The 12,275-nt window shown below is 50.3% G+C and carries 12 protein-coding genes; 7 read left to right on the top strand and 5 right to left on the bottom strand.

The features are described from left to right. Nucleotides 1-52 precede the first annotated feature (52 nt). The 4 genes from B6A39_RS03880 (at nt 53) to B6A39_RS03865 (ending at nt 5,252) form a co-directional block, all read left to right on the top strand. The gene (locus tag B6A39_RS03880) at nt 53-1,387 is read left to right on the top strand and encodes a glycerophosphodiester phosphodiesterase family protein (protein ID WP_083007839.1); all 1,335 of its coding nucleotides are present in this window, start codon (nt 53-55) and stop codon (nt 1,385-1,387) included. A 173-nt stretch (nt 1,388-1,560) separates the two neighbouring features. Next, nucleotides 1,561-2,328, top strand: a complete 768-nt coding sequence (locus B6A39_RS03875) for an ABC transporter ATP-binding protein (protein ID WP_083001555.1) — start codon at nt 1,561-1,563, stop codon at nt 2,326-2,328. A gap of 123 nt (nt 2,329-2,451) precedes the next feature. Then, nucleotides 2,452-3,318, top strand: coding sequence for a LysR family transcriptional regulator ArgP (locus tag B6A39_RS03870; protein ID WP_083001553.1), 867 nt, complete (start codon nt 2,452-2,454; stop codon nt 3,316-3,318). Between the two features lie 140 nt (nt 3,319-3,458). Continuing rightward, nucleotides 3,459-5,252 carry a diguanylate cyclase gene (locus B6A39_RS03865; RefSeq protein ID WP_083001551.1) on the top strand — a complete coding sequence of 598 codons (1,794 nt, stop codon included), beginning with the start codon at nt 3,459-3,461 and terminating at the stop codon, nt 5,250-5,252. A gap of 22 nt (nt 5,253-5,274) precedes the next feature. Here B6A39_RS03865 and B6A39_RS03860 read toward each other — a convergent pair whose 3' ends face one another. The 3 genes from B6A39_RS03860 to B6A39_RS03850 form a co-directional block, all read right to left on the bottom strand. Then, nucleotides 5,275-5,832 carry a cytochrome b gene (locus B6A39_RS03860; RefSeq protein ID WP_083001549.1) on the bottom strand — a complete coding sequence of 186 codons (558 nt, stop codon included), beginning with the start codon at nt 5,830-5,832 and terminating at the stop codon, nt 5,275-5,277. A gap of 81 nt (nt 5,833-5,913) precedes the next feature. Further along, nucleotides 5,914-6,108, bottom strand: coding sequence for a tautomerase family protein (locus B6A39_RS03855; RefSeq protein ID WP_083001547.1), 195 nt, complete (start codon nt 6,106-6,108; stop codon nt 5,914-5,916). A gap of 37 nt (nt 6,109-6,145) precedes the next feature. After that, nucleotides 6,146-7,018, bottom strand: coding sequence for a LysR substrate-binding domain-containing protein (locus B6A39_RS03850; RefSeq protein WP_083001545.1), 873 nt, complete (start codon nt 7,016-7,018; stop codon nt 6,146-6,148). A 101-nt stretch (nt 7,019-7,119) separates the two neighbouring features. On the opposite strand from B6A39_RS03850, the gene B6A39_RS03845 reads away from it, so the two are divergent. After that, nucleotides 7,120-7,998 (top strand): DMT family transporter, encoded by an 879-nt coding sequence (locus tag B6A39_RS03845; protein ID WP_083001543.1) that lies wholly within the window; start codon nt 7,120-7,122, stop codon nt 7,996-7,998. A 4-nt stretch (nt 7,999-8,002) separates the two neighbouring features. On the opposite strand, the gene B6A39_RS03840 is transcribed toward B6A39_RS03845, so the two are convergent. Continuing rightward, a complete protein-coding gene (locus B6A39_RS03840) occupies nt 8,003-8,776 on the bottom strand; it encodes an RsiV family protein (protein ID WP_083001541.1) in 774 nt (257 codons plus the stop codon). 114 nt (nt 8,777-8,890) lie between these two features. Continuing rightward, nucleotides 8,891-10,330 (bottom strand): hypothetical protein, encoded by a 1,440-nt coding sequence (locus B6A39_RS03835; RefSeq protein ID WP_083001539.1) that lies wholly within the window; start codon nt 10,328-10,330, stop codon nt 8,891-8,893. A gap of 317 nt (nt 10,331-10,647) precedes the next feature. On the opposite strand from B6A39_RS03835, the gene B6A39_RS03830 reads away from it, so the two are divergent. Together B6A39_RS03830 and B6A39_RS03825 are read left to right on the top strand one after the other, a co-directional pair. Next, nucleotides 10,648-11,028 carry a septal ring lytic transglycosylase RlpA family protein gene (locus tag B6A39_RS03830; RefSeq protein WP_009722293.1) on the top strand — a complete coding sequence of 127 codons (381 nt, stop codon included), beginning with the start codon at nt 10,648-10,650 and terminating at the stop codon, nt 11,026-11,028. Between the two features lie 193 nt (nt 11,029-11,221). Next, a complete protein-coding gene (locus tag B6A39_RS03825) occupies nt 11,222-12,226 on the top strand; it encodes an NADP-dependent oxidoreductase (RefSeq protein ID WP_083001531.1) in 1,005 nt (334 codons plus the stop codon). Nucleotides 12,227-12,275: the final 49 nt, after the last annotated feature.

Below are 12,275 nucleotides of genomic sequence, written 5' to 3'. Positions count from 1 at the left end.
GAGACCTGCCTACACTCAAAACATCCACTTTGCGGCACAGAGAATTGCGCTGATGACCTACTTCAACTTTTTAGCTACCACCCTTGTCGTCAGTGGCCTGCTGGCCGCTAACACTGCTCATGCCCAAGAAGCGACAGGCTCAGCGCATGGGGAAGACGCCCTTATTAGCGCAGCACAGCAGGTGACGCTGGGGCCACGCCCGCTGTTTTTGGTAAATGATATGAGTGCAGATAACGAGCACGAGCGTGCCTTGAAAGCCTCTTTACTGAATTGTGCTGCAGAGCAAACCCAGTGGCAGAGGTCCCCTCTAACGATTGGCCATCGTGGTGCCCCGTTACAGTTTCCTGAGCATACGCTCGAATCTTACATTGCCGGTGCCCAAGGCGGTGCAGGCATTCTGGAGTGCGATGTCGCCTTCACCGCTGATGAAGAACTTGTCTGCCGCCACTCTCAGTGCGACTTACACTACACCACCAACATCGTCGAGACGGACTTAGCTGAAAAATGTAGCGTTCCTCCTATTGTTGATGAGGCCAATGGAGAGCTAATGAATGCAGCAGATATTCGCTGTTGTACAAGTGACATCACATTGTCTGAATTTCGCAGCCTGCAAGGCACCATGGAAGGAGTCAACAGCGAAGCCACCACCCTTGAGGAGTATCTTGCAGGCACGCCTGAGTGGCGCACAGAGCTTTATGCGACACGCGGCACATTGATGAGCCATGCCGACAGTATTGCTCTCTTTCAACAGTTAGGCGTGCAGATGACCCCAGAACTGAAAACACCTGAGGTAGAGATGCCGTTTACGCCAGAGTTCACACAGCAGGCCTACGCACAAAAAATGATAGATGAGTATAAGGCCGCAGGTGTTCGCCCTAATGACGTGTTCCCACAGTCATTCAGTCTAAATGATGTGCTTTACTGGATTGAACATGAGCCGGAGTTTGGCAAACAGGCGGTTTACCTAGATGGCCGCTACAGCGATGAAGGCTTTGATCACACTAACCCTGATACATGGCAACCGAGCATGCAGTCGCTGGTAGAAAGTGGTGTTCAGATTATCGCTCCTCCTACTTGGATGCTACTCGAGGCGAACCCAGCGTTTGGCAGTAACGAGCAGGAAAGACGCCTCCAACCTTCACTTTATGCCCGGCACGCTAGAGACGCAGGTTTAGCAATGATTACTTGGACACTTGAGCGCTCAGGGCCGCTAGGGGAAGGCGGCCAGTGGTACCACAACACGACTGAAGATGTTATCAAGCGTGATGGCGACAAACTGATCACCTTGGATGCCCTCGTCAATGAGGTAGGGGTCATCGGCGTATTCAGCGACTGGCCCGCCACGGTTACTTTCTACGACAACTGCGCCCAGCGGGGTGCTCCCTGACTGTTTTAAATAACTTTTTAGCTAACCACTTACTGACTAAGACCTATCAATTACCTGCTTTTCAAAAGCGGCATCTTTCATATTCCACATAAATCTTTTTACTTTTTTGTTAAAAATGATAACCATTAGCACTAGAATAGGCGCATTCTTCATCCTATTGCTAGGAGTAATGCATGTTTGAGGTCAAAGGGGCCGCCTTTGAAATCAATGGCAAACCGATTCTAACGCCCATTGAGCATACCTTTCATGAAGGTAAGGTATATGGCCTGATTGGCCACAACGGCTCGGGAAAATCGACGCTAATCAAGCTCATGGCCCAGCAGCAGCCCAGCAGCCGGGGAGAGATTTACTTCGACCAGCGCCCACTGAGTGATTGGGGTAATCGAGAGTTCGCACGTCAGGTCGCTTATTTACCGCAACATTTACCGAGTGCTGAAAGCCTGACGGGGCGCGAACTGGTCAGCTTTGGTCGCTACCCATGGCACGGGTTACTGGGTCGCCATACACAGAAAGATAAAGATGCCGTAGAACGCGCCATAGCGTTAACCCATACAGAGGCATTTGCCGACCGCCTAGTCGATACGCTCTCTGGCGGCGAACGCCAGCGGGTGTGGCTGGCGATGCTACTCGCCCAGGGAAGTCGTTTTCTACTCCTTGATGAGCCGCTAGCAGCGCTGGACATCGCCCACCAAATTGAGGTGCTAGCGCTGGTTCGCAAGCTATGCGATGAGCTGAACCTTGGCGTCATTATTGTGTTGCATGATATCAATATGGCCTCGCGCTACTGCGATGAATTGATGGCACTGCACAGCGGTCGCTTGCTAGCCCATGGCAGCCCGGATGATTTGATGAGCTGCAGCACCTTAGAAGCGATTTATGGCCTACCGATGCAGGTGATGAAGCACCCCAACGGAGAGCACAATATTGCCGTGGCCCAATGAGTTTTCGCCACACCACCCGGTCGGGTTAGTTTTCTTTCCAGAGCAGTCTTCACCTGAGAATTGGCTTTGCTTAACACAAGGGCTTTGATTATCGTTTACTGCCCAGCTGATTGAGATACCGCCATGTTTGACTACAAACTTCTCCATGCCCTGGCCACAGTGGTGGAGTGCGGCGGTTTTGAACGAGCAGGCGATGTATTGGGGCTTTCTCAATCAGCCATCTCCCAACGCATAAAAGCCCTGGAAGTGCGTTTAGGCCAGCCAGTACTAATGCGCCACCCCAAACTTTCGCCCACGCCTGCGGGTCAGCGGCTACTCACCCACTACCAGCAAGTACAGTTATTGGAACGCGATCTACATCAGTCGCTACCGACTCTTGATAACGCAACGACTCGATTAAGAATCGCAATCAACGCTGACAGCGTGGTGACGTGGTGGGCAAACGCAGTGGCAGATATCTGTCAGACCGAGGGCGTATTGCTCGATTTAGTCATTGAGGATCAGGACGTTGGGCTTAAACGTTTGCGAGATGGAGATGTAGCGGCCTGTCTTTGTTCTACGCCAACCCCCATTGCGGGTGCTCGGTGTATTAACGTAGGCGAGATGCGTTATCTACCGCTTGCTTCACCTGCTTACGTGAAACGCTACTTTCCTGACGGCCTTTCTCCAGAGGCCTTTCAGCAAGCCCCGGTGATAGTATTCGGCCCTCATGACCAGCTTCAGCATCAGTTTCTTGCCCAGTGTGGCTATCATGGCCATTTCCCCTACCATCTTTGCCCTACTTCAGAAGGGTTTGTGCGTCTCGCCACAGCAGGCATTGGATACGGGATGATTCCACAATTACAGGTACTAGATCAGTTACAAAGCAGCCATCTGGTTAGCATCGCTCCTGGTCATTCGCTTACGGTTCCACTTTATTGGCACTTCTGGCGCCACAGTGGACAGCTTGTCCAACGCCTAACAGAAAGACTGAACTGCCTCATGCTTTAGCCTCATTGTCGGCCACTCACTTTAAAAGGCGTCTACACTCAGCTTAGGAGGAAATCGCGTCCAAGGCAGGCAAGGGAACCTAGGCACTAAGACCTAGTAGCAACAAAGCCCAACCCAAAAAATCCAAAATAGCGATATCTATGGATGCTTACTGTTGGTTAAAGCGCCTTCCGGCAGGCTTTTTAGTGCTTATTATTAGCTGGCACACTCAAACGAGTGCAGCTACCACAATCGCCGTCTCTTCTGAACAGGCACACTACGATTTAAATGAAGTAAGCGGATACTGGCATACGTCAGAATCACTGAACCTAAGTGATATTTTAGCCTTATCTCCCTCATTTAAACCGGCCCATCACGCTTCTGATTTGCATTTCGGCTATACACAAAGCGATGTATGGCTAAAGACGCAAATTTATAATGCGTCCCCCTTCCCCACTACATGGATGGTTAAGTTCGAGTACCCATTTTTAGATCATGTCACGCTGTATACGCTGAGAGAACACGCTAGTGAAGTTCAGCACAGCGGGAGCGCCGTACCCATTGATGAACGGTCAATCGCCCACCGTCAGGCTGTTTTCCCTCTGATGCTGGCCGGCAATGAAACGGTGACGCTCTATACCCAGGTAAATGCCACAGGTAGCAAGTTTCTAAGCTATAGCTTAATGACACCTGAAGCTTTTTATACTCAAAATGACCGGCATAATTTCTGGCTAGCGACCTATTTCGGCATGCTGCTGGCATTAAGCATTTACAACTTGCTGCTATTTTTTGGGCTTAAAGAGCGCGTATTTCTCTACTACGCTCTCTTTGCCTTTGGTTTTACACTGGCGATATTGACGTTCAATGGCATTGGCACACTGATGTTCTGGAGCTTCTTGGGCGATAACACTGCCCGCCTGGTAGCGATTGGTTTTACGTTTGCTTCAACAATAGGAACCCTGTTTGCCCAAAGCTTCCTCAATACAGCCATCTACTGCCCACGATGGCACCAAGCCATCTCGCTGTTTCGAGGCTACTGCTATTTAGCGCTCATAGCAGTGATATTGTTGCCGATTCAACCTGCCCTGCGCTTAATGGATATAACAGGATTTGCTGCCTCGCTGTTAATGCTAGTGTGCGGTATTTATTGCAGTTGGTGCCGCGTACCTAGCGCCCGTATTTTTGTTCTCGCTTGGTCAATATTTCTATTAGGCGCTGCTGTATTTGCGCTGCGCAATCTCAGTATTCTGCCCGCGAATTTTATTACGCTTCACGGAATACAAATCGGCTCAGCCATTGAGATGTTGCTGCTATCTTTCGCATTGGCCGCACGTTTTAATAAATTAAAATGGCAGAAAGAGCGCGCTCAAGCAGAAACCGTCGCAATTTTAAAAAAGCAGGAAGCTATTCTTGAAGCCAAGGTAGCCGCTCGTACCCAAGCATTAGAAAAGCTTGCCAACCACGATATGCTCACTGGCCTACTTAATCGCAATGGGCTGGCACGCTGTGCAGAGGCCGCTCTTGAACGCTGTAAACAAACGCATACGCCTTTGGTTCTGGTCATGTGCGACCTTGACTGCTTCAAACCTATTAACGACCAGTATGGCCATGAAGTAGGCGACTTCGTGCTCCAGCAAGTTGCCAAACGTCTCGTTCATGTCGCACGTGAGAGTGATCATTGCGCGCGCTTTGGTGGCGACGAGTTTATTCTCTTGCTAGAGGGGGTGTCTGATCAGACCGTGTTACAGGAGATGCGCAATCGTATCGAACAGGCCATTCGCTCACCTATCAAATTGCCTTGCGGCACGCTAGTTAGCGTAGGCGTCAGCATAGGTATTAGTATTAGCCATGAAAATAACAATACGTTAGCCAGCTTGCTGCGTGAGGCAGATAGCCAAATGTACGCCGTCAAGTCACGCCAAACCACCCGTTACTATGGCTATGGTTCAGCGTGACCCGAACGGATATTAAGCTATATTAGTCAAACAAGCTCATACGTTTCATAACGTTATCGCGCTTGATTCGCCAATGAAATAGAGCGCCCGCAATATGCAGCGTAATGAGCACGACTAACGCCCACCCTAAACGCTCATGCCAAATAAACAGCGTTTGCGAAAGCGCTTCGTTTTTGCCCAATAACCCCGGTAAATGCCATTGGAAAAACTCAACAGGAAAGCCGCCGGTAGCGGTGGCTGCCCAACCAATTAGCGGCATAACCACTAACCCTGCATAAAGCAAGTGATGCACGCTAGTACTGACAATCCGCTCGAAGGCATTGAGCGGCGGTTCGTGGTCGGGCACAACAAAAGCTAGCCGCGTAATAATCCTCAAGGTCATTAGCAACAGTATTGTCACGCCTAACGTTTTATGACTGGTATAGAGCACGTTGGTAAGCGTATTCCCAAGCAAATCTACGGTGCGTTCATAGCCCAGGAATCCAAGCGTCAAGCCACTTGCCAATGACAGCAACACGGCGACTGCCACTAACCAATGCAACACTCGGTGCGGATAAATATAGTGATCTAACTCGTGCATTCAGAACTCCTGGGCCATTCGCGTCATGGTAGTTAGCTTAGTTCAGTCAGGTTGCGTTAGAAAAACTAATTATCGAGCTCCTCATTGAGCAGAATCACGATCAACCCCCATTTGGCCGCCTTTGGACCAATTTTCCTGCGTCACTTCTTGAAAAAACACCTGCACGCTCACCGGATCGGTACCATACACCTCGCAGAAAGCGTCAGTAATACGCTTTGCCAATTCTCGCTTTTGCGCAAGATCACGGGGGAATTGCTGGATAGTGACTATAGGCATCGTAGCTTCCTGTCAAAGAATACGTTAAAGCAACACCTTATAACGCTTCGCTAGGTGCCGCTAGCTGTTCGCGAATCAACTCCCCTAAACGCCGCGCAGGTTCAGAAGGACGGTGTGGAGCACGATGGAGCGCTAGTTCAATCATTGGCAAGGCAGGAAGGCCGCTACTGTCATCCAGCGGACGTAGCGATGGAGTTAACATACTACGCGTTACCACAACAACGGCTAACCCCGCCGTGACGATAGGCGCAAGACCCGCCATTGATTGGCTGGTATACGCAACGCGCCAATCACGTCCTGCTCCCTGTAACGCCTGCTCAGCAACCTCCCGAAAAACATCAGCACCCGGCGAATAAAGCGCAAGCGGAATAGGGTCACTTAGCGAAGGCTGCTGATTAACCCCCACTGCCCATATCAGCGGCTCACGACGAATCACATCGCCACCTGGCGAGTTCCGTTGGCGAGTTACTAGCGCCAAGTCCAACTCCGCTGCTTTGACCTGTTCGACCAAGTGCGCACTGGTGCCACACTTTACGGTTAGTCCCACCGCAGGATAAAGCTGGTGAAAGTACGCAAATACTGACGGCAACAGCGACGCATAGTCTTCAGGAATACCCAACGTTAAATCGCCTGTTATCTGGCGCGCCTGCATATCACTCCACGCGTCGTCATTAAGTGCCAATAGGCGGCGTGCGTGAGCCAGCAAGCGGTCTCCTTCAGGTGTAAAACGTAGTCGCCGTCCCGCTCGCTCATGCAAACTCACGTCAAGCTGTGTCTCTAAGCGCTGTAACTGCATGCTCACTGTTGACTGGGTATACGCCAGCCGCTTTGCCGCTGCCGTGACACTACCAGTATCGGCAATCGTAACCAGCGTACGAAGTAGCGTTAGGTCAAATGTTGGCGCACGCATACATCACCATTATTGATAAGAATGATCATAAAAGATCGATATTGTGATGAGTTTTTACTGAGTATGCTGCGCGTCTCAGGTTTAACGCAAGGAGAGACGCCATGCATCCCGTTCATTCCCCCGTTGTAATATCACCCAGGTACAGTGTATGCGCAGCGCTTGTGGCGGTGATGTTATGGAGCATAGCGCCGCTATTAGCAGAGTTGGCGCGGGATACCTCTCCGCTTCAGCTCACCGCACTTACGTTGCTGGCAGGTGCACTTGCAACATTGCCACTAAGCCGTCGAGTCAATGTCGCGGCTTGCCGACCTCGCTGGCAAATTAGCGTATGGCTTGGCCTACCGCTGTTAATTGTCGGCGCTGTTAGCAGTTATTACATCGGTATGCGCTTAGCTCCCGCCGCAGAAGCCGCGTTAATCACTTACACCTGGCCAGTACTGTTTGTACTGTTAAGCCAGTGGAGTCGGTTGGGCCGTCTGCATATCGCAAGCGTAACAGGCGCGTTAATCGCTTTTTCTGGCGCCGCTATTTTGCTGCTGCCTCAGGCCTTAAGTGGTGGTTTTGGTGGCGCTGCTTCTGGGTATGGGTTAGCGCTACTGGCGGCTTGTTGCTGGGCGCTCTACTCATGGCTGGGGCAAGTAGCCCCCGTATCACTGACGCCATTGCTACCGCGGTTATTAATGATCGCCTGTGCGTTTGCAACCTGCGCCAGCCTGATAATGGAAGGAACTTTCATAATGCCACAGGGCGAGGCTCTGTTGGCGGGCATCGCGCTGGGCCTTGGGCCTTACGGTATCGCTATGGTGGCCTGGGATAAAGCGCTACGATTTGGTCAAGCCAGCCTAGTAGGCAGCCTTGCCTATGGCGTACCGATCCTAGCGGCACTACTTCTGGTGCTGGCAGGCGTCAGCGTATTCGACTGGCGACTGCCAACGGCTGCCTTATTGGTCGTCGTGGGCTGCTTAAAGGCGAGCCGCTGACTCATTATTTTCCTAAATAGCGGGGCTTTGCGATGCCCTCCAACGCATCAAGGGATAGCGTCAAGACAGGCTGGCTGACGGCATAAGGAGCAATTTCATAGACGTTATATTTAACTTCCCAGGCAGTTGCTAACGGGGCTATGTTGTGGCTTTCGCTGAGCGGCCAACTGATGGCAAACTGCTCATCATGGCCCATCTCCTCTATCCAGCGTTGATGGGCCTGATCGAGCAGTGCTTGAAAAGCTTCCTGCTGGCCTTCCAGCAGCATATCGTCTGAATCAACCACGCGTCGCAGACGTTCATCTATCACCATAAACTCAGTCATTGGTAAACCATGCGCTTGCCCCGCATGATAAACGTAGCTATTCAATTCAAGTATCAATAAGTCATTGTGCTGCCCGTAAACCTTGGCTTCTAACATCGCTTCGCTAGTCATTGCTCCAGGTGCGGTGCGATTATCTTCCTCTGCTAGCTCAAAAAAGTTTTGTGCATAGGCATCCCAGCTATCCGCTGGCAATGTGCTCTCTTCAGTGATGCCCATACCAAGCGTTAATAGCCGTTTTTGTAACTGGTCTGTTAGCTCAGGAGATTGAGGAAACGCGAGCGCCGACACGGTGACTGTAGAGCACTTTTCAACTTGACACTCAGGTGCTGAGTACTCTTTTTCAACTGCTATTGAAGCAAGCGTAAGTGACTCTGCAGAAGCATCCTCTGACGACTGACAGCCACCTAATAACAATAAACCAATCACCGTTAAACCGGCTGAATAGCGCAACATAAAACCTCCTTGTGAATAACGTAGCCACTTTCAAATCAGGTCAATAGTAATACAACAGCAAACGCCCCTGCTGTAACCAGCAAGGGCGTTGTTAATCATGCAGTGTGCGCTACATTACGCGTCGGGCTGCATTTCTGTTGGCTCTGCGTTTACTTGTAGCTCAAACATACCACTGCCGCTAACAGCGAAGCCACGAGCAATAACGGTGTAGGTTCCCGGCAAAAGCGCCTGCTCTATACGTGAGTTAGTGCCATTACCGCCGTCATCGTCGCTGTAAGAATCGTTTTCTCCATAAATCTCTAAATACGTATCAAAGTCACTTGAACGCATGTTAAGCCTGACCAAAGAGCTTTCTTCTAAGGTGAGTTCATAAGTCAACGGCTCACCGCTATACCAGCCATTGAGCGTTTCATTGGGCGTTAGCTCACCTTCATTACGCAGCTCTACATCATCCGGCAATTCACGTGGCTCTACTGACAGCGTAAACAAACCACTATCGGAGCCATACGCCGTGCGTGCTGTTAACTGATAATTACCCGGCGCTAAAAAATCAGCAATACTGGCGTCCAAATTGCCAGCACTGTCGTCATCTTCGCGGAAATAGCCATTAGGTCCTTCCAACACAAGGTAAGCATCGATATCGTTTGAACGCATATCAATTTGATACATACCTGCTTCTTCGATCTCTAGCTGATAACTCAGCTCCTGACCGCTCAACCAACCGCTAAGCGTATCGCTAGGCATAACGCTACCATCGTTGCGTAGCTCACCATCACCCGGCAATTCACGCGGTTCGGCACTCAACGTGAAAAGGCCACTCCCTTCGCCGAATGCAGACCGTGCAGTGACGGTATAATCACCAGGAGCAAGAAAGTCTGAAATACGTGCATTTAAGTTGCCAGCACCATCATCGTCTTCACGGTAGTAGCCGTTCGGACCGGATAGCTCCAGATACGCATCAAACTCATCAGCGCGCATCTCGATTTGATACATGCCTGCTTCTTCGACGGTTAACGATACTTCCCGAGAGGTGCCATCTAACCAGCTATCCATCGGCTCGCCAATGGCCAGCGTGTCAGAATCGCTCAGTTCAACCGTGCGGCTATTAAGGGTGAATGGGCCATAGCTACTTGCATCCGCCCCACTGACAATCACCAGATAGTCTCCAGTTTCTTCGACATGGTGACGAACTGTCTCAGCACTCTCTAACAGCTGTAGCTGATCGTCATAGAGTGCTACCAACCCCTGCAAGGCGCCGCTAAGAGAAAATTCTACTAACGAACCTTCTTCAAGGCTGATGGCATAGCGCAAATAGCGACTACCGTCATTACCGTTTAACTCACCTGCCGAGGTAATTTCACCTCTAGCACGCTCGCCAAGCGTGACGCTATCAAGCCCTGCTAATGCCGGGGAAGCCTCTCCCTGCTCTGGGCTGGCAGACTCTTCAGCGGAGGCCGGTGTCGTAAAGCTCGGCACGGTCTGAGCAGCTAAAAACCCAACAGCAACCCCGCCGACAGCAACCAAAATCAGCGTTAGAGAAGAAGACTTAGCCATAGGTGCATCCTTGTTTATTGGCAAACTTTTAAAACCTAGCGAGCATTAATTATATGATGCTTACCTGATTAAAGTGAGTGTTTATCTAAAATTTACATTAGCCCTAAAAGACAGCCTGGTTATATCAGCCACATTTCGTTAACTTGCTGAAAAGCAAAGGCACTATAGAAAGTTGCAAAAATTCATAATTTAGGAGCCAATTGCGTCGATCTTCTTAAAGCTTGCCGTATCAAAAAGCTCACGTTACTATCGAAGGATATGTTCGGTAACACACCGACACGTAAAGAATTCGCACTATGTAAAACTGAGGCACTCCAATGGGAGCATCTAAACGTTTCATCCGAACGAGTTGTGCAGCGGCATTACTCATTTTTTTTACCGCTAGTCATGCGTTTGCTATTGATATCGAAATTCGTGAAGGGGTTGCTTCCTTCTACAGTGACCGTTTTCAAGGGTCGCCCACTGCCAGTGGCGAACCATTTGACCAACAGGCGCTGACGGCAGCTCACCCAACACTTCCTTTTGGCACCAAGGTGCTTGTAACTCGCCCTGATACTGGGCAAGAAGTTGAAGTACTAATCAATGACCGCGGTCCCTTTGTTAAAGGTAGAATTATTGACCTTTCTAAACGGGCAGCTCGCCAACTCGGTATGATTCGACGTGGCGTTGCACCAGTCATGATCACCCTGGTCGATTAACGGATAACACACCCGCAAGCGTGTGATACCCCTTAAACAAACAGCGTTAAAGAACAATCAGTTTGATTGGAAGCGGCTCACAAGGGCCGCTTTTTTATTGCACTGAAATTAATCTTTCGCCGAACTTGAAAGCACGCTAACGGTCTCTATGCTGCAAGGAGATTTGTCTAAATCATATATGCAGGAGGCACCCATGCAATCTCGCTTTTTTACATTAACTAATTATCCCACGGGCTTACCTAAGCGCGAATTATTTGCGCTGGAAAGCCAGGAACTTCCTGACCTTGACGACGGTGAAGTGAGGATTCGCAATCGCTGGCTATCCGTTGACCCTTATATGCGTGGCCGAATGACAGGGGTGCGCACCTATGTTGCCCCTTTTGAGCTGGGCAAACCGATGGAAGGCGGCGCAATCGGCGACGTCATAGCATCTAATCACCCAACGATTAAGGAAGGCGATAAAGTTAGCCACATGGGCGGCTGGCGTGATATCGCTCAGGTGAGCGGCGACAGTGTCACTGTCCTACCAGACAGTGATGTGCCTGAACAAGCTTACCTAGGCGTATTGGGCATGCCAGGAATGACAGCATGGACAGGTTTGAACCTTATTGCCGAATGTAAACCTAGCGACAATGTACTGGTAAGCGCTGCCAGTGGTGCCGTTGGTTCGCTTGCAGTACAGTTGGCGAAAGCAAAAGGCTGCCACGTAGTTGGCATTGCTGGTGCTGCACATAAACTTGCGTGGCTTGAATCATTGGGCGTTGAGCCAGTTAGCTACCAAGACCGAAGTGCACAGGAGCTTAGCGACGCTATTAAGCTTGCTAGCCCAAATGGCATTGATGTGTATTTTGAGAACGTTGGCGGTATCTGCTTAGAAGCCGCGTTAAATCAGCTCAATGACGGCGCACGTATTGCCGTATGCGGCATGATTGACAGCTATAACGCTGAAGCGCCAGCACCAGGGCCGAGCAACCTTTCCCAACTGGTGGTACGTAAGGCTAAAATGCAGGGGTTTATTGTTGCTGATCACTGGTCGAGCTATCGCTACTTCCTTAACGAAGTTTCTCCTCAGGTAGCGAAAGGCGATATAGTCTATAAAGAAACCGTTAAAGAGGGGCTTGAAAGTACACCGGATGCCTTTTTAGCGCTTTTTGAAGGGGGCAATACCGGCAAAATGCTGGTGAAGCTCACTAACTAAGCCATGCTTACGTCAAGCTAACCCCACATTTCCTACCTCACTATTTCCT

The organism is Halomonas sp. GT, from assembly GCF_002082565.1.
Taxonomy (GTDB): Bacteria; Pseudomonadota; Gammaproteobacteria; order Pseudomonadales; family Halomonadaceae; genus Vreelandella.
Note: the sequence above shows the minus strand (reverse complement) of the source record. Positions and strands in the feature narration are given on the sequence as shown.

What these genes read in the sequence shown, in the direction of transcription:
- B6A39_RS03875 (WP_083001555.1), top strand. Translation starts at nt 1,561, where the DNA reads ATGTTTGAGGTCAAAGGGGCCGCCTTTGAAATCAATGGCAAACCGATT.
- B6A39_RS03880 (WP_083007839.1), top strand. Translation starts at nt 53, where the DNA reads ATGACCTACTTCAACTTTTTAGCTACCACCCTTGTCGTCAGTGGCCTG.
- B6A39_RS03865 (WP_083001551.1), top strand. Translation starts at nt 3,459, where the DNA reads ATGGATGCTTACTGTTGGTTAAAGCGCCTTCCGGCAGGCTTTTTAGTG.
- B6A39_RS03825 (WP_083001531.1), top strand. Translation starts at nt 11,222, where the DNA reads ATGCAATCTCGCTTTTTTACATTAACTAATTATCCCACGGGCTTACCT.
- B6A39_RS03870 (WP_083001553.1), top strand. Translation starts at nt 2,452, where the DNA reads ATGTTTGACTACAAACTTCTCCATGCCCTGGCCACAGTGGTGGAGTGC.
- B6A39_RS03860 (WP_083001549.1), bottom strand. Translation starts at nt 5,832, where the DNA reads ATGCACGAGTTAGATCACTATATTTATCCGCACCGAGTGTTGCATTGG.
- B6A39_RS03830 (WP_009722293.1), top strand. Translation starts at nt 10,648, where the DNA reads ATGGGAGCATCTAAACGTTTCATCCGAACGAGTTGTGCAGCGGCATTA.
- B6A39_RS03835 (WP_083001539.1), bottom strand. Translation starts at nt 10,330, where the DNA reads ATGGCTAAGTCTTCTTCTCTAACGCTGATTTTGGTTGCTGTCGGCGGG.
- B6A39_RS03845 (WP_083001543.1), top strand. Translation starts at nt 7,120, where the DNA reads ATGCATCCCGTTCATTCCCCCGTTGTAATATCACCCAGGTACAGTGTA.
- B6A39_RS03855 (WP_083001547.1), bottom strand. Translation starts at nt 6,108, where the DNA reads ATGCCTATAGTCACTATCCAGCAATTCCCCCGTGATCTTGCGCAAAAG.
- B6A39_RS03850 (WP_083001545.1), bottom strand. Translation starts at nt 7,018, where the DNA reads ATGCGTGCGCCAACATTTGACCTAACGCTACTTCGTACGCTGGTTACG.
- B6A39_RS03840 (WP_083001541.1), bottom strand. Translation starts at nt 8,776, where the DNA reads ATGTTGCGCTATTCAGCCGGTTTAACGGTGATTGGTTTATTGTTATTA.